Genomic DNA, 26028 nt, shown 5'->3' with positions numbered 1-26028 from the left:
TGCATCAGATGCCGAAATGGCGGCCTGCTGGGCGAGGGCGTCCCACCAACGGGAGCGGCTCGCGTATACTATGGCCACTGGATCAGGATGGCGCAAAGGGGATGTTCTGGGCTCCGACGTGTCAGTATTGCTGGACCGTGCAGCACACGGCGATAATAGCGTCCAGGCGCTCCTGTTTGAACTGATCCACACCGAACTCCATAAGTTGGCACGATCTGCGATGAGCCGGGAGCGGCCGGATCACACCCTCCAACCCACAGCCCTCGTCAACGAGGCCTACTTGCGCTTGGTGGGTGACGGCACGGTGAGCTGGCAGAGCCGAGCGCATTTCTTCGGCGCCGCCGCCCGAGCGATGCGGCAGATTCTCATCAACCATGCGCAGGAGCGATCGGCGGCCAAGCGGGGCAGTGGCGGAGTGCGAGTGGAACTGAGCGAGTCGATCGCGTCGTTTACGCCGGACCCCGACGTACTGATCGCAATCGATATCGCGCTGGAGCAGTTGGCCACAGTCGACCCGCGAGCCGCGCGCATTGTCGAACTACGCTACTTCGTCGGTCTGAGTTTCGACGAAGTGGCCGCTTTGCTGGGTATTTCCGTGAAGACCGCGAAACGCGACTGGGAGTTCGCGCGAGTCTGGTTAGAGCGGCGCCTGCGCACCGGCGGGCCCCAATGAGTGGTGAAGCGCAAGCGCGTCTACTGCGCGTCAAGGAGGTATTCTCGGAGGCCGCCGAGGCAGACGCCGGGGAGCGAGCAGCCATCCTGGATCGCTTGTGTCAGGCTGACTCGGAGTTGCGCCGCGAGGTGGAAGCCCTGCTGGACTTGTGCACGGAGCCCAACCTGACGCTCGACCGCCCACTGCGCAGGCATCAGGCCGGGGATCTGTTGGCCGGCCGATACCGTCTCACCCGATTCCTGGCTTCGGGCGGCATGGGTGAAGTGTACGCCGCCACTGACGTCCAAACCGGCCAGGATGTCGCCCTGAAATTCATCCGTCTTTCGCCTGGGTGGCACGATCAAGCCTCGGCCCGGCTGTCGCGTGAGGTGCGGATGGCCCGGCAGATCCAGCATCCGAACGTCTGCCGCGTATTTGAATTGGAGCAGGAACGGGACGAGCAGTTCTGCGTGATGGAGTTGCTGGACGGCGAGACGCTCTCCGGCCGGCTGGCCGCACGCGGACCGTTTCCACACTCCGAGGCCAGCGCCATCGCATTACAGCTCTGCGACGGTCTGGAGGCCGCGCACCTGGCCGGGGTCTTGCACCGCGATCTGAAGCCCGGCAACATCTTTCTGTGCGGCGAACGGGCCGTTATTATTGACTTCGGACTTGCCGTCGCGGCGCCGGGCCGGATGGAGATTACCCATTCGCTGACGTCGGCAGGGGCGGTGATTGGCACGCTGGCCTACATGGCGCCAGAGCAGTTGGAGAGTGGCGAGAGCAGCCCGGCGTCCGATGTCTATTCGCTCGGAGTGGTGCTCTACGAGATGTTGACCGGTGCGCCGCCACACGAGGCGAAGTCGCCGTTCCGCCTGGCAGCGCAGAAAGCGCGGGAGTCGCACTCGACGCCGCGTCTGAAGGTGCCCGGTTTGCCTCAGGTGTGGGACGAGGTGGTCGGGCGCTGCCTGAGAGCGCGGCCCGAAGACCGCTGTTCCCGCGCCGCCGATGTGCGGAGGCTCTTGGAGAGCGGCCGGCCGAGCGCCCGCTTCGTGTTTGACCGCTGGAGGCGAATGCTCACAGTGCCAATCGCGGCGATACTGGCAGTGGCTTTGTTGAGCCTCGGCTGGAATTGGATGGAACGCGACCACCAACCGCCAGCCGAAGCAGTCCGGCTCTACAGTGAGGCGCAGGCCTCGCTGAATGTCGCCGCCCCATGGCGCGCCACAGGCTTGCTGGAGCAGGCATTGCAGCGCGACCCGGGTTTCCTGAAGGCGCGGGCCAGTTTGGCCACGGTCTATGCCGAACTGGACCAGATTGACAAGGCGCGCGATTCGGTGCTGCGTGCTACCGCGACCGCCGACAGCCGCTGGTATGTCGGCCGTGCCGAGCGGCAATCGCTTGACGCGGCGCGGGCCGCCGTGATGCACGATTACCCGCAGGCGGCGCAGCAATACCGGCGGATGGCGATGTCTTCAATCGGCGTGGAACGTAACAATGCACTCCTGGCGATGGCGCGCATGCAGGAACAGGCAGGACAGTTTGAGGCGGCTCAGAAGGTGCTGGAGTCAACTGTGCGCGAGGATGCGGGCAACAACTCCACGCGCGTCCGTTACGCCTTGCTGCTGTGCCGCAAGCGGGACTTCGGTCAGGCTGCGAAGGAATTCGAACAGGCTGCGGCCGCCTGCGAATCCGCGAACAACCCGGAGGGGTTGGCCGATGTTCTGCTTGCGCGTGCGACGGCGCTGCGCACTCAGAGCGTGCAGGAACTCAGTCGCGATCTGGAACGCGCACTGGAACTCAGTTCTAAAACGGGCAACAAGTTCCAGAACCTCTCCGCCCGGTTTCGGACGGCAGCGCTCATGGTAAGAGAACGCGACTACGATGGCGCGATTGCGACGGCCCGCGAAACGGCGCATTTGGCCGCGCGCGAGGGGATGCTGGTCGCGGCCGCACAGTCGATGGGCGAACTCGGTTACACGTTGGTCTATCTGAAGCGGCCTGTGCAAGCCATTGAGCTGCTCCAGGAGGCCGTGCAGTTGGCCGGGAGGGGAGGCAGCGCTCCAACGCTGGCGCAGAACCGCCTGAGGCTCGGTGAGGCGATGGGGGGCAATAACCAAAACGACGAGGCGCTACGGGAGATGGAGCCAGCCGTTCAATGGTACCGGCAGAACGGCGCACAAGACTCACTGCCGCTGATTCTCATCAAGTGGGGCACCGTCCTGGGAGGTACTGCTCGGTTCGAAGAGGCCCCGCGGGTGTTCAAGGAAGCGTTGGAACTGGCGACAAGACACGGCGACGACACCTATAAATCGATGGCGCTAGCGCGGCTCGGTGCCTACTACGGTCAGCGGGACCTGCGGGAAGCGGCCCAATTCTTCGACCAGGCCGTCATCCTGGCCCGCAAGGCCGGCCTCACTGGTCCGCTGCTTCAGGCCGCCCTAATCTGGATTGCACTCGGTGATTTTGAGAAGGGGGAGGCCTTGGTCTCCGAAGCACAGCGCGACTTGGCTACGAACTACAGAGACGGACCAGATCGGCAACACCTGAATGGATATGCCCGCTGGACCAGAGCTCGCATGGCTCTCTATCAGGGTCGCTGCGACGCCGGCCTGCGCGAAGTGACCGGCCTCCCGACCACCCACGCGCTATTTCCCGTTCTGCGGGCCTGTTCGAACACGGCGACCGACGCGGAAAGGCGAGCCCGACGAGTGTCGCTTGAGAAACAGCTTGCTGCCTCTCCCGATCGCTTCAACATCGCGAGGATCTCGGCCGAGGCAGGCGCGCTCGACCTGCAACTGGGCGACTGGGCGGCGGCGCGGCGCCACGGCGAATTGGGCCTGGCAAACGCCACCGAACAGAAGCTGAGGTTGCTCGAACTCGACAATCTCCTGGTCTTGCGCGCCGCCGCAATCCGGCAGAGGCAGAGCGAGCCGGCCAGGGAACTGACGGCCCGCGTCCTGCAAACCGCGGCACGCGCCGGCTTTCAGTCGCCGGAGCGATTCAACGGCCGGCAGGACCTCCTGCGACTATGGGCATATGGCGCTCGCTAAAATAATCTGACCCTCTTTTCTCACGGATCCGGCATGTACCTGTAGAGGGCGTTTCGAGTACATGCATCGAATACTGGCGGCAGTCCTGGCGATCACTGCAAGCGCGGCCGACTTCCACTACGGGTTTGCGGGAGCGAACAGCGATGGGGTGCAGCTCCGCCTTGCCAAGTCCCCCCAGTTCTTCATCGCACAAAAGTTGGTCGCCGTGGAAGTGACCGCTCCGGCCGGTGTTGCGCAGCCGGGGCAGGTCCAGCCCCAAGCCGCTGCCGTCTATCCCGCCTCGGGCACTCCCGGCGCCCCCCAGCCCCAGATCCTGTCGGCATTGCCAACACCGAACCTTGACATGATCCGCTCAGCGGCGGAGAACGGGCTGGCCGCCGCCGGGTTCAAGATCGTAAGCGCGCAACCCGGGACCATCGTCCGCCTTACCGTCTCCAGCTACGACCCCATCAGGACGCAGCAAACGACGCTCCAGCAGACCGTGACGGTACGCGACCCCGCCACGGGCCAGCCCGTCCAGCAACAGATCCCAGTCGAGTTTTGGGAAGGCTCCGGGCTCCTGGCCCTGCGCATCGAGGTGGTCGAGCCAGGCAGTAACCGAGTCGTCGATGGATTCGCCACGTCCGACTCGTTTTCCAAACGAGGGCAAATCGGAGTCAACGGCCGGCGCACCGTCGATCCCGGGCAGTTGCCAATCGCCGACGGAATTTGGCAGCAGTTGGTGAAAAACACGACCGATCCCATCCTTGCGCGCTATGGCACCACTGAAGAAAAGGTGGAGTTCCTGCTGGCGACGGAAGAAGAGCTGCGGCCCGGCAACCAGTTCGCCAGGAACGGCAACTGGAAGATCGCGTTGGCCAGGTGGCAGGAAGCCGCCTTCAATAAGAAACCGGCCGAAGCGTCGCGTGCCTTCAATATGGCCGCGGCCCACGAGGCGCTGGCCTACGAGGCATTGCGGACTCAAAACGCAGCGTCGGGAGCGTCGCTGCTGAACAGGGCCGAAGAGCTTTATCAGAAGGCGATGGAGCTCGAGCCCAGGGAAAAAAACTTCCAGGCTGCCGGCGAGCGGCTCCGCAAGGCCTCCGCGGAATTCAATCGCGCGCTCGCACAGCAGGCGTCTATCCAGGCGCAGGGCCAGCGGCAGCAGGCTGAACTGGATGCCGTCGCAGCCCAGGCTGAATTGGCTCGCCGCCAGGCGGAGGCTGGGGTCAAGGCGCAGCAGGAGAAAGCCCAGTCCTTTGAGGCCAAGCGCGCCGACACCGCCCCGGAGGCCTCGTTTCGTCAACTCGCCAGGGTGCGGCTACGCGCGCAGAACGGGCCGGCATCGGAGGAAGACCGCGCGAAACTGATCGCGTTAGGCCAGCAGGTCTACAAACTCGATTCCCTGGCCGCCGAACGCGTTGTGCATCAGGAGGCGAAGCTCTGGGTCGAGTTGCTGCCAAGAATCGCCAGTTACCGCGAGATGTTCGCTGTCCTTTTTGGTGACAGGAAAATCACCCCCGCCGAGCGCGCCGCGTTGAACGATCTGTCGAAGTCGCTGGACCTGTCGGCGGACGAGGTGAAGGAAATCGAAGCTCAGTTTACGGAAGGGAAATAGATGGAAACGCTCAAATTCGGATTCGGAGGAACATTGGCAATGACAACCACAGCCAGGGTGGTAGGCTTCGGACTCGCGATGTCAGTAGTCTGCATGGCGCAATCACCACCCACTCAACAACGACCTGCCGCCAATCCCGACACGGGGCGCCCAGGCGCGACGATGGCGCGCGCTCCACAGACTCAGACCGAGCAGGCGCAGATCGAAGCTGCTCGTCTTGCAATGAGCGCCGCCACGATCACCATTAAGGGGCATGCCTTTCCGAAACGGCTGAGCTCACCTGGGGCGAAGATGCAGGCGCAGTCATTCTGCGAACCCTACGATACGCGGAAGCAGCCCAAGGTTGCGGAGTTGACGGCGGAGCTGCCTAAGGGCACCAAAAAGGACCACTCGGAGACCTTTTCATCCACGTATTCTCCTCCGCTGCCGATTTGGGTGATCTCGTCATATCAAAGAACCGAAGAGAACAGGATCGGCCCCGTGAGTGTGACGGTTGACGCTGTTCCGGGTGGCTACAAGGTTCTATCGTCGAGCCAGTTCCAGAGCGAGTACAACTCAATGAAGAACTACGTTCTGGGCCTCAACATCCTTGAAAAGGTGAAGGTAGACATTGCCCTCAAGCTCGATGAATACGTGAAGAACTATTCATCGTATTCAATGGAAATCAGCGCTTCGCATGGAACGGCCATGCACAAAGCCGTCCTCTCGGGTGCGGGCAAGTTCAACGGAAGAACCGCCTACCATGGGTGGATTGATACGGTCGAAGTTTGTGCTCCCCCAGAGGCGACTGATCAGGCGGCGTTGCGTCAGACACTGAAGTCGTGGGTTGACGGTCTGGTAAAGGGGATGCCAACGGCGTTGCCCAAGGGAGGGCCTGAGAAATTGAATCCCGGGTCGCTCATAAAGTGAGTGGCGCCGGAGTTGGTCATTTTGCCTCGAACGTCCCCGCCTGCTGGCTCGCGGGCAGTTTTTCTGCCGCCACTACGGCGAGTAACGAACAAGACCTGACGATGGCCCCACGAACACAGAAACAACAAGCAATGTTCTGCTGGAACGCCGTACCGGCGGATCCACAGCCGATGAGATGAAAGGACCATTTGCGTGGCCATCCCGATGGTCCGCATCGTGGCGGAGTAGAAGCCATTTGGGGCGCCTGGAAGCCACCGCGCCCCAGTCAACAATCAGATCGAAACGACCGCGCTCGCTGAACTCAGGTTCGGCGTCACCACGCGGAGATTAGCGGTTGGGTCTGCCAAGCGCGGTTCCCGCCCGCAGGAGGAAAACAGCATTATGTATTCGCAATCAGCACGACTCTGGACTGCGGCGGCATTCTGCGCGGCGATCGCGTTGGCGCAGAATGGTATTCCACACGTAAAAGTAATTCTCGGCAAACAGCCCGGTGCATCCGCATTCCTCAGCCCGTCCCCCACGGGCGGCATCGCCGGACGCCTGCAAGACAGGGTCCCGCCAGGAAGTCGCTTTGTGGTGCTCGACCCCCAAGGAAACACACTATCGGCGGCTCCCGTGAACGCCACCGATGGAACTTTCGTTCTTCCACCGCCTTCCACTCCCCTACAGGCGAACTGCTCCTCTTGTCTGGAGATCCCAGGCTCGCCCCGAGTCTGCAGCGATCCGGGAGCGATGGCCGCGGTTGTCAGTATGCGGCAAAGACCAAAGGGCGACTTCGGTGATCGCGCCGCTCAACCGGCGCCTTGCCCACCCGGATCATCCTGGAATGGCACGCAGTGCGTCGGCATTCAGGCCAACCAGGCGACGCTGCTCCCGCCCGCTGATGCTGCGGTCCTGGCCAATGTCCAGATCATCAGGACGCCCGCCGGAACCTGGCGTTGCATGGGCAGAACCGGCGTCTGCACTCCACCAGAGGTGCAGTCCCTGGCCAGAACGGTAACCACGACCGTGAAGAGCGTCAGCAACATCAAGTCGCTCCTGGTGGTGGCTCCCGACGGGACGATTACTTGCAGGGACTCCGTCGATGGACGGCCCTGCACGCCCGCCGAAACTGACGGGTTTGCGTCCTCGTTGAAAGCTCGTCACGAGACGTTGAAGAATGCTGCTGGCAACATGAGGTGATCCCGGAGAGCCCTGTCCGCAGTCAAAACCCCGCGATAGCTCGAGATCAGTAGCTTGCGCTCAGGACAGGTCGGAGGCCCAACGCACGGTTACGCCATGTTACAGGGGTGAGTTCGTGCGGAATTCACCCTCTCCATCCTCGTCACCGTCGGCGTCGTCTTCGGCAGTCGATGCGGCACCCCACTGGAGGTCCTTACACTCCGGCCGCAGGTCGCCATGCTCACTCGTAATCAGCCCCGACCGACTTTGGACTCCGGGGATCGGAACTTCCGGACCATCCTCCGCCGCTTGTGCTCGGTTGGTCCGACGTACTTGTCGCCTTGAAGCCGGAGACCGTCGTCGGCCGGCACCGCGATGGTCTTCGGTTCTACTGGCGGTGGCGTCATCGGCCGCTGCGTGGCCGACCGACGATCTCCTGAAGGTCCGATAATTGATCCGCCAGTTGGCAGATGACGATATTCGCCTGGTTCGCTCGCGGCAATTCTCCCGAGGCTTCAAGGCCCGACGTGATTCCAAGGAACGCTAAAGAGCAGACTGCTCCCAGGTTCTATCCTTTCGTCGCCTCCAACATCGCTCCCGCTCAACTCTGTTGGCTGGCCAATCCATTTTGATTTGACAGGCGGTCCGGAAGGCACGCCAGAAAGCGAACTGGGTCCTACGATTTCGGCGGTGTCCATAGTAGCCTGAGGCCAGTCTCGAACATTGAGCAGGCACGGCGCGTGTCCGCCGAACGTCACCGTCTCAGACCGCCCCATCCACTCGACTTCTCCCCCATTTCGACCGCTCGGCTCAAATCGGTCCGGCCCCCTGCAAATAATTCTGATCATATTTATCAATCACTTACACCGACCCACTCGGAATACGCTTGCCACGCGGGGTTCTAATCCACGCCGAGGATACAACTATGCGATGGATACGACGGGACAGGGACATGGCGGACGGCGCAGTCGAAGGCCGCTCCAGCAAATCGGCGGGGCTCAACAACGGCCTCGCCAACACTACATCCGCCGGCGCCGGCTTTCGTGCCGATACCCCCATCTCCGCCCCTACAGCCCAAACACCGCTTTTTGAGCGATCAAACCCATCTCAGTGGCACCCGATCCTTCGCCTGCACCCTCGCCTCTCCCAGCAATCCACTCCCCTTGAGGGATCAAACCCATTCTTCAGCTCAGCGCCGCCGCCGCCGACCTCGCCCACGACCCCCTTCCGCCAGCCCGCCACCCCCAAATCCACTCTCCTTGAGGGATCAAACCCATTCCGCCGGACACCGCCGCCGCCCCCTCCCGGCGCACCCTTCCACCAGCCCGCTACCCCCAATCCACCCACTTTGAGGGATCAAACCCATTCCACCGGCCCGGCGCCGCCAGTCCGTCAGTCCCCCTGACGCCCGGCATCGCCGCCCTACTGACTCTCCCCACGCAGGCCCACCCCGCCCTGCAACCGATCTTTGAAATCCTAACCTTCACATTCGCCCCGGCTTAGGTTGACCCGATGCGCGTCAAAGTCTACAATCTTGTCATGCCAAAGCCGGGGCGCAAGGAGTGGCACCTGCGCATACACGGACGTTCTTATCTGGTGGTTCGGAGGATGGACCTGGATGCGGAAGAGGAGTTCGTCGAGCGTCCATTCCTGTCCACCACCACCTTTGACCGCTGGCTGAACGACCAGGTCACCGCCCGCCGCCTGGCCGAGATGCTCTCCTCGGTCACCTCCCTCCCCCAGCGCAACGCCCTCGAGAACAAAGGCTGGCTCAGCGCCCGCCTCGACGACGCCTTCCGGCAGCATCGCCTCGTCCTCATCGAACCCGACGAAGAACCAGCCGCCGCGGCCGCCGCCGGTGGTGGTGGCGGGGGCGGAGGTGCCGCCGCTGGCGGCGCCAATGCCAATCCCGCCGGCGAAAATGCTCCACCAGCCCCCACCAGGGGGCGCACCGGAGCCCCTCCAGCCCCCACCAAAACCTGGATCGAATTCAAGCTGGTGGACAACGACAACAAACCCATCGCCAACGAACGCTACAAGGTGAAACTCACCGACGGTAGCATCAAGGAAGGCCGCCTCGGCGCCGACGGCAGCGTGAAGTTCAGCAACATCGACCCCGGCAGTTGCGACATCTCGTTCCCTGACCTCGACACGAAAGATTGGGCCGCCGCCTGAGAGATTCACCGTGCCTAGAAACCACACTGTCGCCCAACCCGATCACCTGGCCCGGATCGCCGAGAAGTACCACTTCTTCGACTACACGATCATCTGGGACGACGGCGCCAACGCCGACCTGAAGTCCAACCGCGACAATCCCAACATCCTCAATCCCGGCGACGTGGTCGTCATCCCGGACAAAACGCCCAAAACCGAAACTCGCCCCACCAGCCGCACCTATACCTTTAAGGTCAAGCCGCAACCCCTCCAGATCCGCCTCCAGATCCTCGACTACGACGGCGAACCCGCCGTCTGCGAGTTCAAATTCAAAATCGAAGCCGACTCCGGAACCGTCAACCTCACCGACGGCAAGTTCCGGAAACCCATCCAGCGCGCCTGGGAAAACGGCTCCATCCGGGTCGACAAACTCAACATCCTTGATGTACCCATGAAAGTCGGCTGGCTCGATCCCGTCGAATTCCAGTCCGGCCAGGTCGCCCGATTGAACAACCTCGGCTACAACGCCGGCGTCGTCGAGAAGCCCGACCCCCTGCAGTTCCGCTCCGCGCTCGAGGAGTTCCAGTGCGACAATGGCCTGGACATCACCGGTGTATGCGACGCCGATACTCAAGCCAAGTTGAAGGCGATTCATTTGTGCTAACAACCCGGAGGAACCAGCATGGCTGACGCCGGGTTTGCCGCCGACCATCCGCCCCGTCCCGATCAACCGTTCTACGTCGCCCCCAACTTCGATGGCGCGACGGAACGCAACTCTTACCGCGCCCAGTTGATCCCCGTCGCCTGCTGGCGCGTCGACAACATCCGCTTCGAGTTCGACTCCTCCTTCGTCAAGCCCGAAATCGCCGCGGAACTCGCCCTCCTGGCCGCCAAAATGAAGGCCCATCCCAAGGCCCCCATCTCCATCTTTGGCCACGCCGATCCAGTCGGTAAGGACGAGTACAACAAGAAGCTCAGCGGCCGCCGCGCCATCGCCATCTACGCCATCCTCACCCGCAATACAGATCTGTGGGAGAAGCTCTATAACGATAAGGACGACCACTGGGGCCTGAAGTCCATCCAGATCATGCTCACCGCGCTGGGCTATGATCCCGGCCCGGCCACCGGCTACGGCTCCGGCAAAACCACCGCCGCCGTCAAGAAGTTCCAGGGCGACGACGGCACACTCGACCCCGATGGCGATCCCGGCCCCCTCACCCGTGAGAAGCTCTTCAAGGCCTACATGGACAAGACCTGCGTCGACGATGCCGGCGCGGCCTTCCAACTCGGCAACGACGACTTCCTGGCCCGCGGAGCCGACCCCGACGGCAAAGGCGACTATCAGGGCTGCGGCGAATTCAACCCGGTGCTCATCTTCTCCAACGCCGAGGAGAAGGAGTTCAAAAAGCCCGGCAAAACCAAAGCACGCAACGAAGCCAACTCGCCCAACCGCCGCGTCGTCATCTTCCTCTTCCGCCCCAACAGCATCGTCTCGCCCGGCAAATGGCCCTGCCCCCTCGCCACCGAAGGCGGCGAAGGCTGCACCAAACGCTTCTGGTCCGATGGCGAAACCCGCCGCCAGAACACCGACAAACGCCGCGAATACCCCGTCACCCACGACACCTTCGCCTGCCGCTTCTACGACCGCATCGCCTTCAAGTCCCCCTGCGAAACCATTGCCCCCATTCCCCTCGCCACCCTCGATTACAAGATCTGGAATGCCCGCTGGGAACCGGCCGAAGGCTTCTGCGGCGATAAGGTCAAACTGCTGGCCGACACCGACCTGCCCGACGGCGACGCCGTACAGATCAACTTCACTCCCAAACAGGGCTCTTCTCCGAACCTCACCCAGCAGGACACCCAAAGTGCCGGCGGCAAGATCGAAATCGAGTGGGAGATCCACGACGTCGACTTCAAGAGTGGAGCCGCCTTCCTCGAAAAGGTTGAACTCGAGGCCAAGCTCACCGCCGCCAAGGCCGCGCCGGCTACCTCCACTCTCCTCACCGTCAAGGCCATGCGCGACACCGGCGAGGAGACCTTCAAACGCGACATCACCTGGAACGGCTTCGGCAACCACTCCGAATTCAAGCAGAAGACCGATCAGTTCAAGACCAAGCTCACCGCCAACTTCAAAATCGTCAAATCATGGGGCGCTACTTACATCGATTTCCGTTCCATCGGTTTCACCGGCCGGGCCGGCGGCGCTCCGTTTGACGGACATCGCTGGGGCCGCAGCACCGGCGTCAACGCCATGGCTCCCAACGAGTATTACGACGGCACTGCCTGGCAGCCCCTGCCCACCGGGTTCACCATCACCGCCGCCAATTACCAGGCCATCACCTTCCACCGCGACGGCTCAAACTTCGTCTCGGCCAATGGCGGCACCTGGCCCGAGGAGTTCACTGACTACGACTTCAACTCCGCCGCCAACGTCGCCAAACGCGCCGCCTGGTGCACCGAAACCAACAACCGCTGGAGCGATCACTTCATCCTTCGCCGGGCGAAATGCACTTCCCAGAAGAGCACCCGCTGCTGCGTCTACGACACCCAACTCGAATTGATCCTCACCCCGGTGGAGACCTTCACCGCGGCCGACCACGTCGTCTTCGTGGCGCCCGGCAACATGCGCGCCAATGCCGCCAACTGGTTTATGGGCGCACCCGACCTCGCCACCGCCGCCCATGAAACCGGCCACCGCATCGACAATCCCGACGAATATAAGGATGGCGCTACCGATGACACCCTCAACGGCGACGGAGCCATCAACGGCATCGACGAAAACTGCGTCATGGGCCAGAACATGACCAAGGTCAAGAAACGCCACCTCCACGCCATGGTCGAAACCCACAAAAAGGCCATTAAAAACGCCTTCGGCCGCGACTACGACTACGACACTCTATACAAGTGATGAACTGGAACACGAAGTGAACCCCATTCTCGACAAAGCTTTGCAGCAGGCTCTTTCGGGCGATCAGTCCGCGCTGGCCGGGTTTGGGCTTGAGCGCCACACGCTCGGCGGCCCCGGCATCCCCGGCGGCGGCACCGAGTGGGACGAACGCCTCACCCTCACCGGCGACGGCATGCTCACACTTGCCTCCAATCGCTCCATCGCCGACATCAGCTCCGAGCCCATCGGCCTCTACCGCAAGCAGGACAAAGCCGAGACCGTCCGCCGCGCCATCCAGTTGGTCCGCGAAGCAGCATTGACCGAACTCCCACCCCTCCGCGTCGAGCCTGCCGACACCCGCATCCGCATCAATGTGGCCTGCGGCGGCGTGGTCGAACGCGTCACCCTTGGCCTCACCGACCCCATGGCGCTCGAGCCCGCCCGTCCCCTGCTGCAGGAACTCGATCGCCTCGCCCAGTCCGTCCGGGCCGACCCTCTTCGCAGCTTGCGCATCGAGCTCGACATGCCCGATTCCGTCCCCGCCGCCAAGGTCCGCCTCAAAGTGATGGTCATCTTCCAGAACACGGGCACCGAAGGCTATTGGCTCACCCACCCCGGAGCCCTGCGCCGCGAACACCGCTGGGAACAGTGCACCCTCTTCTACGGCCGCAAGCCCGAAATCGTCCGCGGCTTCACCCCCCCGCCCATCGAGTTGCAGGCCTCCGCCCTCGAACCCGTTCGTGAGGAGGGTCTCGACCTGCTGTGGATCCCGCGCGGCGAAGAGGTCGAGCAGCGCTTCACCTGCATCATGGAACCGCCGGTCCCGGGCCTCTACCTGGCTCGCGCCGTCTACTCTTCTTACCTGGGTGACGATCAGGTCGCCGGCCGTCCCCGCCTGCGCGGCTGCGCCTTCTCCAACCAGGTGGAACTCGAGGTCACATGAGCCGGCTGATCGGACTTCTGGGGAGTATCATCATGGCAATGCCTGCAGCCGAAGCAGCAACGTTCTCCCTGGAGTATGCACAGCACTCCGGCTACGGCCGCATGCCGCTGCGCATCCTCGTCGAAGGCAATCAGGCCACCCTCATCCGGCAGGAAACCCTCACCGCCGGCCAGCCCATCGGCCTCTTCCGCGCAACCGTCACAGCGGCCGATCAGAAGCGGCTCGCAAGCGCCGTACCCGACTCCATCGAGAGCGGAACTCCTCTCCAGCGGGACTCCGATTACTTCATCGTCAGGCTCAAAACAGCCCAGCGAAACGTCGAACTCCGCTTCGCCCACGATCCCGTCGCCCTCGGCAAAGCCGCCCCCATGATGAAGGAACTGGAGCGCCTCGAGAAGGACCTCGCCTGGAAACCCCTGCGCGCCATCCTGGTCGAGTTGACCCCCGCCTACGCCGTCAGCATCCGCAACATCGGCTCGGAACCGGTGAAGGTCCCCTTCGGCACTTTGGGCCTGACTATCGAATCCATCGCTGCGGCCGAGCCGCCAAAGGTGCCCGGCAAAACCCCGCCGCCCCGCGTCTGGGAGATGGCCAATGGCACCGCCAACCTGCCGAAGAGTATCGAACTTGCCGCCGGCCAGTCGCTGGAATTCACCCTGCCCCTGGGCCCCACGGCCAAGGACAAACTCTATCGCGCCTGCTTCAACGCCCAGGGCAATATCGACCCCGCCGATCCCGAGATCATCGGCACCGCCTACTCCCTCGCCGTCCCCGGCGGACACAAGTAGCAGCTCCTACTTCGACTCTTCGAAGGCGATCGTGCTTTGGGCCATCGTCCGGCGGAAGTCGTCGTTCTTCAGGCTCATCGTGATGTTCCGCTTGTAGCCAAACAACACCTTGATCCCAAACTCAGTCCCGTAGGTTGAGGGGAACCAGAGCCCGTCGTCCACCTTGCGGTAGCTCACATTGAAGCCCAGTTGCTTGATATCGATGCCGAAGATGATCTTCACCGCCCGCGGGATCTTCATCGACAGCTTCGTGGTCACCATCATCGGCTGGAACTCTTCCGGATGGATCAGCACTTCACCGGCCCAGCTTCGGCTGGCATCTTCCTTCTTCGGTTCGAAGCTGACGCGATAGGCTTCCACCGTGCCCACTTTGCGCGTCCCTTCCAGCTTGAACGTGTAGTGCGCCTGCTCGTCCTTCGTCAACGGAAACAGGTCCTTCGAGATGCCGTCCCGCGACTTCTTGTCGTTGATCATGTCGTCGGTCAGGTCCTCAATCAGATCGCCATCGATGTCCGTGTCCTTGTACTGGAAGTCCGGCTTGTCGTAGGTCAGGATCTTGCCGCCGCGCTCATACCGGCCCTCGAACTTGTCCAACTTCTTATCGGTGCCCTTCTCGTCGGGCGTCACGGTATATTGCCGCTTCTCTTCCCGCGACAGCTTGCCGTTGGTGCGCAGCAGCCTGACAAAGGTGTCCTGCTTGTAGACCACCGTCTTGCGCGCCTCGGCCGCCTTCTCCTGGTTCTCCGCCACGCGGCGCAGGATCTCGTCCACGGAAGGCTGCGCCAGGCACAGTCCGGCGGAAAGGGTGGAAAGTAGGAACACAAGCGTCGTGCGCATCCAGAGGGCCTCCGCTTTCTTATACGCGCCGGAGCCTTACTTCCTTGCAGAAAGTTGGACTACTGCCGGACAATTTCGATCGTGTCCACGACCAGGCTGGTCTTCTCCAGGATCAACAGAATCGTCATCCCGCAAATGCGCCGCAGATACCCCGTAGGCACTGGCACCAGCTTGCGGTCGAGATCTTCGGGCAGCTTGTCGAGCTTCTTGTCCAGCCCGGCCGGGATCACCCCCGCCCGGTGCAACTGCTTCGCGAGTGGCAAAGGGACATCGCCCTTTTTGGCAAGACCCGGCGGCAGATGGCCTGAGCCGATCCGGTAGTAGTCCTGGATGATGCGGTTCTCGGCGTCCGTTATGAACGGATAGCGGAGATGGCTCTCCGCCTCTTCCTCCGCCGTGACTTTGTCTTTCGGTTTGTCCTGGGACTGCCCGCCCGCCAGGCTCGCCGCCAGCAGGAGGACGCTCAAATGCCGCATTGCTTCAATCTTACAGCGCGCTACTCGTAGCGCAGCGCTTCCACCGGATCCAGCCGGGCCGCCTTGCTCGCCGGCCACAGACCGAAGAACAAGCCGACTCCTACGCTGACAATAATGCCCAGCGCAGCCGCCCACAGCGGCACCGTGGTCGGCAGACTCGGGAAGGCCAGTTGCGCGCCCTTGGAGATGATCCAGCCCAGCAGCATGCCCAGCAGGCCTCCGGCAAAGGTCAGCACCACCGCTTCCGTCAGGAACTGGGTGATGATGTCGCGCTTGCGGGCGCCCAGCGCCTTGCGGACGCCGATCTCCTTCGTCCGCTCAGTCACCGAGACCAGCATGATGTTCATCACGCCAATGCCGCCCACCAGCAGTCCGATGGACGACAGCACCACCATCACCAGCGCGGTCACGCTGGTCACCTGGCGGAAGTCCTCGATCATCTGCTCTGCCGTCGATAGCCCGAAGTTGTCGGGCTCGTTGTACTTCAGCCGCCGCTCCTGCCTCAACACGCCGCGCACTTCGTCGATCGCCTTCGGCAGTTCGCCGGGGTAGGCCGATACGACAATCATGTGCTCCAGGGCCGAGGGCTCCAGCTTGCGCATGGTGAAATAGGGCAGCAGCACCCGGTTGTCCTGCTGGCCAGGGAACGAGTTGGCCGGACGGACCATCACACCAATCACTCGATAGCTGTGGCCGTCTACCTGCAGTTCCTTGCCTACCGCATCCTCGGCGCCGAACAGGTTCTTATTGATGTCCTCGCCGATCACGACCACCGGCTCCTTGTGGACGTTCTCGAAGCCGCTGAAGAACCGGCCGGTCTTCATCTCGGCATTGCCGCCGGCGACGTAGTTCTCGTCCGTCCCGCCCAGGTTCAACTGGAGTACGTCATTACCCTTATAGTGCGCTTTGTGGAAGCCGCGGCCCGGGAACAGGTAGGGGCTGACGCCTTTCACCGAAGGGCAGCGCTCCCGAATCGCCACGGCGTTCTCGTAAGTGAGCGGCTTGCGCTGCCACTCTTCCCGCGAACGGCGGCCAAACCGGATGCCGGCCTGCCACTTGAAGACCATGACGCTGTCCGTGCCGAAGCCCTTGATGGCGTTCGTCACCGCGCCGTCAAAACCGGTCAGGATGCTGCCAACGCCGATGATGGTGCCGGTGCCGATGATGACACCCAGCACCGTCAGGAAACTGCGCATCTTGTGGCCGCGGATGGCGTCCCACGCCAGGCCCACGCCGGCAAGGATCAGGGCAAAGTTGTTTATTTTGTATGGCTTCACTTCTCTGCCCTCAAAGCTTCAATCGGATCAAGTTTGGCCGCCTGCGAAGCCGGATAGATGCCGAAGAATAAGCCGACCGTGGCCGAGAGCCCAACGCCCACCACCACGGACGACAACGGCAACTCCATCGGCACAGGCGTGAAACTGCGCACCAGCAGGGCGATCACCCAGGCAATGGTGACCCCGGCCAGACCTCCGGTGCCGGACAGGACCGCGGACTCCACCAGGAACTGTTTCAGAATGTCGGTGCGCCGGGCGCCCAGCGACTTGCGGATGCCGATCTCCTGCGTCCGCTCAGTCACGACGGCGAGCATGATGTTCATGATCACGACACCACCCACCACCATGAAAACACTCACCACGGCGATGGCTGTCGCGGCGATGGCGCCGGTCAGCTTCTCCCAGGCGCCCATGATCGAAGCCGAGTTGAAGACCATGAAGTTGTCTTCCACCCCGGGCCGCAGGTGCCGGTAAGCGCGCAGCAGCGACCGGACTTCGTCCATAGCCTGTTCAAAGTGGCCGTGATCGATGGCCTGCAGGGAGAAGTTGAGCCACGTGCGGGCGCCGAACATCTTGAAGAACGTGAAGATTGGAATGTGGACGAAGTTGTCCTGGGACTGGCCGAAGACGCTGCCGATCTTCTTCGAGACGCCGATCACCTGGAAGGCCTTTCCTGAGATTTCGATCGTCTTGCCGATCGGGTCCGTATTGGCGAAGTACTTCTCTTTCAGGTCGGCGCCGATGAAGGCCACATTGCGGTGGTTGGAGTTCTCACCTTCAGTAAAATAGCGCCCTGTCTCCGTCTGGATGTTATTGAGAATATTCAGGTTCGCATTGCCGCCCGTGATATTCACATCTTCCATCCGCACGCCGTCGCAGGTGACGTCAGCCTGATGGTCGCTGGTCATGCCCATTTCGCGGACCATCGTCGCGCGCTGCTTCAGGAAGTCGAACTCGTCGGGCTTCAGTTGGGGATTCTTGCGCTGCAGCTCCAGAAACTTCTTGGGATCCCAGTCGCCGAAGAAGGCAAAACGGGTCACAACGAAGCCGTCGGCGCCGAGGTCGGCGATCTTTGACTCGACGTAGACGTTCATCCCGTTGATCACGGCCATGACCGCGATGAGCGTCGTCGTCGAGAGAATAATGCCCAGAAGGGTCAGAAAGCTGCGTAGTTTGGCGCTCCGTAGGCTGGCAAGAGCAATGGAGAACGCCTCATAAGTCGAGGCCCCGGATTTCATCTCATAGACCTAGACGGAGCAAACACCCTGTTTGTTCCGCACCTGTAGGATCCAATCGCGTAAAAGAGGATCCAGCCAGAATCTGGGCTGCTCGCGGGCGATAAAGCCCAGATGCCCCCCATGCTCCGTCGGGATGAGGAGGATATTCGGGTTGCCGCGCACCTCCCGCCCCTCAAACAGGTCGTAGGGGATCATTGGATCGTCCTTTGACTGGATCATTAAAGTGGGCACCTGGATGCCGTGCAGGAAGCCGAGGGCCGACTGGGTGGCGTAATAGTTGGGGGCGTCACCGAATTGAAACGCCCGTGCCGTGAAAGTGTCATCGAAATCGAAGACCGTCCGGACCGTGTCGATACCGTCAAGCGGAAACAGCCCGGGATGGGTGGCGTGGCGGCGGCGGTAGCGCCCCTTCAAGCCGCGGACGAAGCGCCGTTCGTAGACCCAGTTTTCCTTCGCGCCCAGGCGGCGGACGCAGGCGTGGAGGTCGATGGGGGTGGAGACGGCACAGACGCCGGAGACGAGGTCGAGGGCGGACGTGCCCGATTCGCCGGCAAACTTCAGGGTGACGTTGCCGCCCAGGGAAAATCCGATGAGAAAGCGCGGGCCCCGGCCTTCCCGTCGGAAGCGGTCCAGAATGGCCCGGACGTCCTGCGTGAGGCCGGAGTGGTAGAGGGTGGGCGTCAGCGCTTCTGTCCCGCCGCAGCTCCGCATGTTGATGCGATGAACGGCAAAACCGGACTCGAGCAGGCATTGCGCCAGCGAAATCATATAGCCGCTGCGGCTGGAGCCTTCCAAGCCGTGATGAAGGAAGATTTCGCCGAGAGCTTCGCCGGACGGCCGGTTTTCGTGGATCAGGACTTGGGTGCCGGGCTCAGTGTCGTAGAGCACGGCGCGGGTGGGAAAGCGCGTCTCATCGATCTCCCTCTTCCAGAAATTTCCGGCGAGAGTGGAGAGGTGAGGGTTGCGGAAATAGGGCAGGAAAGGCCGCAACCCTCTATTTTAGCGTGTCCGCCCGGACCATTCGATCCGGGCTCAAATCCTGGACCTAATCGCCCTCTACGTCGCGGTCGAGCGTACCCGGCTCGGAAGCCTTGCGGGCCAGGTCCTCGGTCAGGATGATGGCTTCCGCCAGATCCCGCATCGGACGCCTCAGGCGGCGGCTTTCGTTGCGCAGGCGAAGATAAGCTTCTTCCTCGGTCAGGTTAAACTTGTACTGGAGAATACCCTTGGCGCGCTCCACCAGTTTCCTGGTCTCGAGCTGCCGCTTCATTTCCTGGGTTTCTTCCATGAGGCGGGCATTCTCGTCTTCCAGGCGGGCCCGGGCAATCGCGCCGCCCATCTGTTCGCCGATGAACGTGATGAGGGAGACTTCCTCGGGGGAATGATCGTGCCGTTCCTTGTGATGGACGTTAATGACGCCAATCACTTCGCCCACCGCGATCAGCGGGACGGAGCAAAAGGCTTCATAGGTGTCTTCCACGAGGCCGGGCAAACGCATGAACCGTTTGTCGTTCGGGGCATTTTCAGCCAGAACGACAACGCTCTTGTTCTCAACCACCCAACCCGTGACGCCCTGTCCAACAGTCATGCTGAGATGACCGATTTCCGCGGCGTGCGGGACCTGGGAGGCCCGGAGAACAATCTCTCCGCTGTTTTGCTCCAGGAGGTAGACGAGACAAGCGTCGCATCCGGTCACCTGAACCGTCATACCTACGATTTCGCCCAGCATCTCGTCCACGGACCGGTTGGAGCTGACGATGCTGCTGATTCTGTGGAGAAGTGAAACTTGGCTGGTATTGGTTTCCATTGCCATGTAAGAAGCCATGCTGTTTGTAGGATAGAAACTGGACCTTTGAGGGTCCAATCGAAACTTTCTATTAGACCCATACCATAGCTCGTGATTCCAAGTACAACCATGAAGCATCGAAAGCTAGTTTGGACTGTCGCCGCCCTTACCCTTTGGCCGGCCCTGACCGCAGCCGACCCCTCCTGGCGCAGGCTGGAATCGGGCCGCTGGACACTGTACACCGACCTGGGCGAAAAAGATGGCTCGCAGGCACTAAGGCAATTGCTGGAGATGAATAATGTCTTCGGCGCTGTGACAAATCCGTTACCAGCGGCAACCCCGCCCATCCGGGTCCTGGTGTTCCGGTCGAAATCGGATTTCCAGCCGTTCCAGCATGGGGCGGCTAACCATGGCATTTACCAGTCGGGGCCAGAGCGGGATTATGTCGTGCTGCTGGCTGCCGGCGAGGAGACGCTGCGGGCGGCCCGGCACGAACTGGTGCACCTCTCGATGCATCACTCTCCGGCAATGATGCCGGGCTGGCTGGAGGAGGGCCTGGCCGACTACTTTTCCACCCTGCAGCGAAGGGGCGAACACGCTGTCGTGGGGCGGCCCATCCAGAATCACATCGACCTGCTGGCGTCCTCGGAATGGCTGCCGGCGGCACGGTTGGCGGAGTGGCGGTACGACCCGACCAGGAACACGGCTGACGCGCTGGCGGCGCAGGTCTACGCGCAGAGCTGGGCATTGACGCATATCCTGATGCAGGCCCAGGACGCGCGCGCCCGGCTGGACCGTTTCTCGGAGTTGATGCGGACCGGGGTGGCGCAGTTGGCGGCGTTTGAGCAGGCGTTTGGACGGAGTATGGACCAGGCCCTGGCGGAGGCCCGGCAGGCTGTGGCGGCCAAGCGCTTTCCTACCCGGGAGGTACCGATTGGGGCCGTGCCGCAACCGGGCTCGTTCCAGGTCCAGGCCGTGGCGGAGGTGGAGGCGCGCCTGATTCGCGCCGAGGCGCTGATGGCTCACGGCAAGCAGACCGAGGCCGCCAAGTTGATCAACGAGACGGCGAAACGCTATCCCGATCACCCCGCGGCGGCAGCCGGGCTGGGGCAGATGGCGATGGCGAATTCCGACTATGCGGGGGCGCGGACGCACCTGGAGAGGGCGCTGGCGCTGGGCGATAAGCAGGCCTCCACTTTCTATGAACTGGCGATGCTGACACGCGACACGCATGGCCCGGAGGAGACGGTGGTGGAGCGACTGCGGCAGGCGGTGCAGGCGAATCCGACGTTCGCGGATGCGTGGTACACGCTGGGCTCGACGCTGCTGCGACAGGGCAAGGCGGCGGAAGCGGCGGAGGCGATGCGGCACGCCGTGGACGTGCTGCCGCGGAACTCGATGTATTGGGAGGGCCTGGGCCGGGCGTGGCAGGCGGCAGGGCAGCGCGAGCCTGCGCGCCTGGCGGCACAGCGTGCCATGGAGGCGGCCACGACTCCGGAGCAAAGCGCGATGGCGCAGGGGCTGGCCAGGGAGATCGAGCAAAACCAGCGACCGCGCCCGGCCGGCAAGCCGGGTGTAGTGACTCCGAAGAGCTGGGAACCCAGGCAGGCCGAGGCGACGGTGAGCGGCAAGCTGGTGATGGTGGATTGTGCGACGGCGGCGTTGAAGTTCCACATCCAGACGGCCCCGGCGACGGCGAAGACGAAGGCGCAGGTGACGATCCTGGTGTCGGACAAACCGAACCAGATCATGCTGCGCGGCAACAGCGGGCAGAAACGGGAATTCGTGTGCGGTCCGCAACGCATTGCCCCGCTGGTGGAGGCGGGCTATATTGCGGCGCCGCCGGAACCAGAGCCTCCACCGGCCGTTGCACCGCCGAAACCCTCGAAGCAGGGCCGGCCCGCGGCGAAGGCGAAGCCTGCCGCGAAACCGGTTGCGGCGGCGCAGCGCCCGGCCGGTGAACTGATCAGCCTCGATTTCAAGTAGACTACTCAAGCACGCCATGAAGATCACACGAATCTCGACCGCGGTGATGGAGTCGAACTTCGACTGGACGCTGGTGCGGGTGGACTCCGACGCCGGCCTGAGCGGGATGGGCGAGGCGTTCCTCGGGCCCGGTTTGACGGCGGTAATCCGGGAGTTCAACGACATCCTGGTGGGCGAGGATCCGACGCATATCGACCGGCTGGTGCGGCGTATGCGGGCCAGTTGCATCTATGCCTCACCGGGCCTGATGTTTCACGCCATCGGCGGCATTGAGACGGCAATTCTCGACCTGCTGGGCAAGGCGTGCAGGATGCCGGTCTGGCAGTTGCTGGGCGGCAAGTACCGCGACGCCGTAACGATCTATGCGGATTGTCACGGGGGCGACGCGCTGGAGTCGATCACGCCGCTGCTGAAGCCGCGGACGCCGGCCTGGATGGCGGCGGAGGGGGCTCCGGTGGAGGAGTCGCGGATCAGCGTGAAGCACCATGGCTGGGACGCGTCGAAGCAGGAGAGCCTGACGCCGGAGAGCTATGCCCAGCGGGCGGCGGAGATGGCCGAACGCGGTTTCCGCATGCTGAAGTTCGACGTGGATGTGCCGACGCCTTATGAAACGGACGAGTATAACCGGGACCTGAGCCCGATGGAGGTGGACTTTGCCGCCTCGCTGGCCGGGGCGGTGCGTAAGGCTGTGGGTCCGCAGGTGGGACTGGCGATCGATTGCCACTGGAACTACGGGGTGGCGGCGGCGGTGGACCTGGCGCGGGCGCTGGAGCCGCTGCGGCTTCTGTGGCTGGAAGACGTTGTACCGCCGGAGAATATCCGGGCAATGGGCGAGGTGCAGCGCTGTACGCGGACGCCGCTGGCGACGGGTGAGAATCACTTCTTCCGGATCGACTTCCAGCGGCTGATTCTGGAGGCGGGCCTGCGGGTGCTGTCGCCGGACGTACAGAAGATTGGGCTGTGGGAAGGCAAAAAGCTGGCAGACCTGGCCGATATGCACTACGTCAACCTGACCTGGCACAACATCAGTTCGCCGTTGGGCACGATCGCGGGCGCGCACCTGTGTGCCGCGACGCCGAACATGCTGGCGCTGGAGTGGCATGCGGCCAGTGTGCCGTTCTTCGATGACCTGGTGAAGAACGGCGATGCGCCGCTGGTGCGTGACGGAAAGGTGAAGGTTCCGGATCTGCCCGGCCTGGGCCTCGAGATCGATCTCGATGTCGCCTACAAGTACCGCAAGCCGGGCGAAGCCTTCTTCGAATAGGGCGTCAAGCCGCGCGCGGCTGTGTCATTTCTTGTGGATGCGGCTGCAAGCCAGAGCCGTGCCGTCGGGATTGACGGCGGAAGTACCTTCCTCGATGTGTTGGATTTTGCCTTCCGCGTCGATGACAAAAGAGGCGCGGTTGGCGATGCCGATGTCCTTATTCAGGACCCCGTAGAGGGTGGCAACGGAACGCTGGCTGAAGTCGCTGGCCAGGGGGAAGCCCAGGTTCAACTCCTTCGCCCAATGACCTAATGTGGGTAAGTTGTCGGTGCTGATGCCGAGCACGATGGCGCCGGCATCTTCAAATTTGGCGAGACCAGCCTGGTACGCCGTGAGTTCCTTCGTTCAACCACCTGTGAAAGCCGCGGGAAAGAACGCCAGGACGACGGTCTTGCCGCGGTTTTCAGACAATTTGAAGGTGTTGTTGGCCGTGGTCTTCAACGAGAAGTCAGGCGCGGTGTCGCCGACCTTCAGATGGGTCTTGGGCGGTTGCACCGGCTGGGCCCAGACGGCCGTGGCCAGCGCCAACCCCAATAGCCATGGAGTGAGTTTCATGGATCCTCCCAGGATCTAGAGGGCTGCTGCATCCTCTTGCGCCCGAGCATAGCAGGCGCTCTCGCGGGGCCGCAACCAGAACCACGGCACATTTTCTATGAATATGGCCGGCGGTTCCGATATGAGCCTCGTGGGCCAACCAGGGCGGCGTGGCGAAGCGCCAGATCCGCTGTCTACCGGGCGATGGTGGCCCGACAGGAGACCGATCAATGCATGCGAGTGAGGTTGCGGGCGGAATGAAGACGAATCAGCGGCAGGGCAAGTACCTCGTCTTCCATCTGGGCAAGGAAGAGTTCGGCGTTCACGTGCTGAAAGTACGCGAGATCATGGGCATCCAGGAGATCACCTCGGTGCCGCAGACGCCCGCCTTTGTCAAAGGCGTCATCAACCTGCGGGGCAAAGTGATTCCGGTAATCGACCTGCGGAGCAAGTTCCGCCTGGACGAACTCGACTACACGCAGCGCACATGCATCATTGTGCTGCAGGTGGCGCACGACAACGGCGACATGCTGATGGGCGTGATCGTCGACGGGGTGTCGGAAGTCCTGACGATTCAGGAAGCAGAGATCGAAGACACACCGGAGTTCGGGGCCGACATGAAGATGCCGTACATCCTGGGGATGGCCAAAGTGAAGGGCCGGGTGAAGATCCTGCTGGACATCGACCAGGTGCTGACGACAGTTGAGGTGCAGGGTGTGAGCCAGGTGCACGGCCTGATGCTGCCACCGCCGGAGATGGGGCTCTCCTCCGATCCGCTGCCGATGTCATAGATCCCGGTCTGAATTGACAGGGAAACCGCTGTAATGCAAAGGGAAGGATACGTGTGCTCATGAACGGGAATATGAGTTTTGGAACCAAGATCAACATCGCCTCTGGTGCGATTGTGGCCTTTCTGCTTCTGCTGGGGGTGACTGCCATTTACACGTTGTCGGATGTGCAGGCCCAGTTGGAACGCTCAGTCAGTGTGGAAGCACGCAAATCCGAACTGGCCATGGAAAGCCAGACGGCGGTAACGATGATCGAGGGGGCGCAGCGCGGACTGCTGCTGGGGTCGATGACCAATGACGGTGCGCTGGTGCAATCGGCCAGCCAGCAAATGAAGGATTCCAGCGACAAGCTCAGCGGGGCGCTGAAGGAGCTGGATTCACTGCTCAAAACGGATGAAGCGAAGCGCTACCAATCGTCGCTGGCTGCCATGAGCGAAGAGGCGCGGCAGAAGCTGCAGCAGTTCGAGAGCAGCATCCGAAGCCAGCGGTTTGACGAGGCCACGAGGATGCAGACGGAGTATTTCCGGGGCCAGTTTGACAAGATGCGGCAGCAGGCCGCGGCGATGGTGGGCGTACAGCATCAATACGCCGTCAGCAGCTCGGCATCGGCGATCTCGATGGCGTCATTCGCGCGGACGCTGGCGGCGGTGCTGTGCCTGCTGGCGTTGGGCGTCGCCGCCATGGCGTTCTGGGTGATCCGGAGGGGCAACCGTGAACTGAGGCAGATTGCGGTGGAGATCGGCGAGGGAGCCGACCAGGTGGCTTCCGCCTCGAGCCAGATATCAGGCTCGTCGCAGTCGCTGGCGCAGGGTTCGTCGGAGCAGGCGGCGTCGCTGCAGGAGACCTCAGCATCCACCGAAGAAGTGAATGCAATGACGCGGAAAAATGCCGAGAGCGCGCGCACCGCGGCAACGGAGACGGAGAAGGCGGATCTGCTGTTGAAGGAGACGGACCAGAAGCTGACGCAGATGATCGAATCGATGCGGGAGATCAACACTTCGAGCGAGAAGATTTCGAAGATCATCCGCGTAATTGATGAGATTGCCTTCCAGACCAATATCCTGGCGCTGAATGCGGCCGTGGAAGCGGCGCGGGCCGGCGAAGCGGGCATGGGATTCGCGGTGGTGGCAGACGAGGTACGGAACCTGGCGCAGCGCTGCGCGCAGGCGGCCAAGGACACATCGGACCTGATTGAAGAGTCGATTGTGCGCTCGAACGAAGGCAAAGTGCGGTTGGATGAGGTGTCATCCTGTGTGTCGCGGGTGGTGGACAACGCGGCGCGGATCCGAGTGCTCTCCAATGAAGTGAACATGGGCAGCCAGGAGCAGGCGCGCGGCATCGAGCAGATTACAAGGGCCGTGGCGCAGATGCAGCAGGTGACGCAATCGACGGCGGCGAGTGCGGAGCAGAGCGCCTCGGCTGGTGAAGAGATGAGTGCGCAGGCTTTGTCCTTGAACGATTCGGTGGGGCGGTTGAGAGTACTGGTGGGCCGCGACGGCGAGCCGCTGAAGGCGCGTGCGGCAGTGCGGCCGGGACGGAGCGTCCAGACGGGCGCCCTCCAGCGTGCGCGGCAGCAGGCGGCGCCGCTGCCCGAGGCGGTGACCGCGGGGGTCCGCAAGGCGCCCGCAGTGAAGGCGCAGGCCCGGCCCGCGGCCAAAGCCGAATTCCCCATGGATGACGACTTCAGGGACTTCTAGG

21 protein-coding genes are annotated in these 26028 nt (G+C 62.7%); 14 read left to right on the top strand and 7 right to left on the bottom strand.

The window, feature by feature from the left end; translation table 11 throughout:
* The first annotated feature begins 70 nt into the window (after positions 1–70).
* The 10 genes from ACR9Y2_RS30320 (at position 71) to ACR9Y2_RS30275 (ending at position 14144) form a co-directional block, all read left to right on the top strand.
* Positions 71–673: a sigma-70 family RNA polymerase sigma factor gene (locus ACR9Y2_RS30320; protein WP_435045622.1), complete on the top strand. Its 603-nt coding sequence runs from the start codon at positions 71–73 to the stop codon at positions 671–673.
* Positions 670–3705 (top strand): protein kinase domain-containing protein, encoded by a 3036-nt coding sequence (locus ACR9Y2_RS30315; RefSeq protein WP_435045621.1) that lies wholly within the window; start codon positions 670–672, stop codon positions 3703–3705. The genes ACR9Y2_RS30320 and ACR9Y2_RS30315 overlap by 4 nt, the downstream gene beginning before the upstream one ends.
* A 61-nt stretch (positions 3706–3766) precedes the next feature.
* Complete coding sequence (locus ACR9Y2_RS30310; RefSeq protein ID WP_435045620.1) at positions 3767–5302, top strand: hypothetical protein; 1536 nt, start codon at positions 3767–3769, stop codon at positions 5300–5302.
* The gene (locus ACR9Y2_RS30305) at positions 5303–6211 is read left to right on the top strand and encodes a hypothetical protein (protein ID WP_435045619.1); all 909 of its coding nucleotides are present in this window, start codon (positions 5303–5305) and stop codon (positions 6209–6211) included.
* A 750-nt stretch (positions 6212–6961) separates the two neighbouring features.
* The gene (locus ACR9Y2_RS30300) at positions 6962–7393 is read left to right on the top strand and encodes a hypothetical protein (RefSeq protein ID WP_435045618.1); all 432 of its coding nucleotides are present in this window, start codon (positions 6962–6964) and stop codon (positions 7391–7393) included.
* A gap of 1491 nt (positions 7394–8884) precedes the next feature.
* Positions 8885–9547, top strand: coding sequence for a hypothetical protein (locus ACR9Y2_RS30295; RefSeq protein WP_435045617.1), 663 nt, complete (start codon positions 8885–8887; stop codon positions 9545–9547).
* A gap of 10 nt (positions 9548–9557) precedes the next feature.
* On the top strand, positions 9558–10190 hold the full coding sequence (locus ACR9Y2_RS30290) for a peptidoglycan-binding protein (RefSeq protein ID WP_435045616.1): 633 nt from the start codon (positions 9558–9560) through the stop codon (positions 10188–10190).
* An 18-nt stretch (positions 10191–10208) separates the two neighbouring features.
* Positions 10209–12434 carry an OmpA family protein gene (locus tag ACR9Y2_RS30285; protein WP_435045615.1) on the top strand — a complete coding sequence of 742 codons (2226 nt, stop codon included), beginning with the start codon at positions 10209–10211 and terminating at the stop codon, positions 12432–12434.
* A gap of 16 nt (positions 12435–12450) precedes the next feature.
* Positions 12451–13356, top strand: a complete 906-nt coding sequence (locus ACR9Y2_RS30280) for a hypothetical protein (protein ID WP_435045614.1) — start codon at positions 12451–12453, stop codon at positions 13354–13356.
* A gap of 32 nt (positions 13357–13388) precedes the next feature.
* A complete protein-coding gene (locus ACR9Y2_RS30275) occupies positions 13389–14144 on the top strand; it encodes a hypothetical protein (protein ID WP_435045613.1) in 756 nt (251 codons plus the stop codon).
* A 6-nt stretch (positions 14145–14150) separates the two neighbouring features.
* Here ACR9Y2_RS30275 and ACR9Y2_RS30270 read toward each other — a convergent pair whose 3' ends face one another.
* The 6 genes from ACR9Y2_RS30270 to ACR9Y2_RS30245 are packed head-to-tail and all read right to left on the bottom strand — an operon-like array spanning position 14151 to position 19785.
* The gene (locus ACR9Y2_RS30270) at positions 14151–14981 is read right to left on the bottom strand and encodes a hypothetical protein (RefSeq protein WP_435045612.1); all 831 of its coding nucleotides are present in this window, start codon (positions 14979–14981) and stop codon (positions 14151–14153) included.
* 59 nt (positions 14982–15040) lie between these two features.
* A complete protein-coding gene (locus ACR9Y2_RS30265; RefSeq protein WP_435045611.1) occupies positions 15041–15457 on the bottom strand; it encodes a hypothetical protein in 417 nt (138 codons plus the stop codon).
* Between the two features lie 20 nt (positions 15458–15477).
* The gene (locus ACR9Y2_RS30260; RefSeq protein WP_435045610.1) at positions 15478–16734 is read right to left on the bottom strand and encodes an ABC transporter permease; all 1257 of its coding nucleotides are present in this window, start codon (positions 16732–16734) and stop codon (positions 15478–15480) included.
* The gene (locus ACR9Y2_RS30255; RefSeq protein WP_435045609.1) at positions 16731–17972 is read right to left on the bottom strand and encodes an ABC transporter permease; all 1242 of its coding nucleotides are present in this window, start codon (positions 17970–17972) and stop codon (positions 16731–16733) included. Before ACR9Y2_RS30255 ends, ACR9Y2_RS30260 begins: the two co-directional genes overlap by 4 nt.
* Before the next feature lie 9 nt (positions 17973–17981).
* Positions 17982–18962 carry a YheT family hydrolase gene (locus ACR9Y2_RS30250; RefSeq protein WP_435045608.1) on the bottom strand — a complete coding sequence of 327 codons (981 nt, stop codon included), beginning with the start codon at positions 18960–18962 and terminating at the stop codon, positions 17982–17984.
* Between the two features lie 55 nt (positions 18963–19017).
* Positions 19018–19785 carry an ANTAR domain-containing protein gene (locus ACR9Y2_RS30245; protein ID WP_435045607.1) on the bottom strand — a complete coding sequence of 256 codons (768 nt, stop codon included), beginning with the start codon at positions 19783–19785 and terminating at the stop codon, positions 19018–19020.
* Between the two features lie 102 nt (positions 19786–19887).
* Here ACR9Y2_RS30245 and ACR9Y2_RS30240 point away from each other — a divergent pair, with 102 nt between their 5' ends.
* A complete protein-coding gene (locus ACR9Y2_RS30240; RefSeq protein WP_435045606.1) occupies positions 19888–21744 on the top strand; it encodes a tetratricopeptide repeat protein in 1857 nt (618 codons plus the stop codon).
* A gap of 16 nt (positions 21745–21760) precedes the next feature.
* Positions 21761–23008 carry a mandelate racemase/muconate lactonizing enzyme family protein gene (locus tag ACR9Y2_RS30235; RefSeq protein ID WP_435045605.1) on the top strand — a complete coding sequence of 416 codons (1248 nt, stop codon included), beginning with the start codon at positions 21761–21763 and terminating at the stop codon, positions 23006–23008.
* A 24-nt stretch (positions 23009–23032) separates the two neighbouring features.
* Here ACR9Y2_RS30235 and ACR9Y2_RS30230 read toward each other — a convergent pair whose 3' ends face one another.
* Complete coding sequence (locus ACR9Y2_RS30230; RefSeq protein ID WP_435045604.1) at positions 23033–23563, bottom strand: redoxin domain-containing protein; 531 nt, start codon at positions 23561–23563, stop codon at positions 23033–23035.
* Positions 23564–23772: 209 nt separating this feature from the next.
* Here ACR9Y2_RS30230 and ACR9Y2_RS30225 point away from each other — a divergent pair, with 209 nt between their 5' ends.
* Positions 23773–24333, top strand: a complete 561-nt coding sequence (locus ACR9Y2_RS30225; protein WP_435045603.1) for a chemotaxis protein CheW — start codon at positions 23773–23775, stop codon at positions 24331–24333.
* Positions 24334–24404: 71 nt separating this feature from the next.
* Positions 24405–26027, top strand: coding sequence for a methyl-accepting chemotaxis protein (locus tag ACR9Y2_RS30220; protein ID WP_435045602.1), 1623 nt, complete (start codon positions 24405–24407; stop codon positions 26025–26027).
* Position 26028: the final 1 nt, after the last annotated feature.

It is taken from the genome of Paludibaculum fermentans (genome assembly GCF_051172195.1).
In the GTDB taxonomy this organism is placed as follows: Bacteria; Acidobacteriota; Terriglobia; order Bryobacterales; family Bryobacteraceae; genus Paludibaculum; species Paludibaculum fermentans_A.
This window is presented reverse-complemented; position numbering and strand designations above follow the sequence as displayed.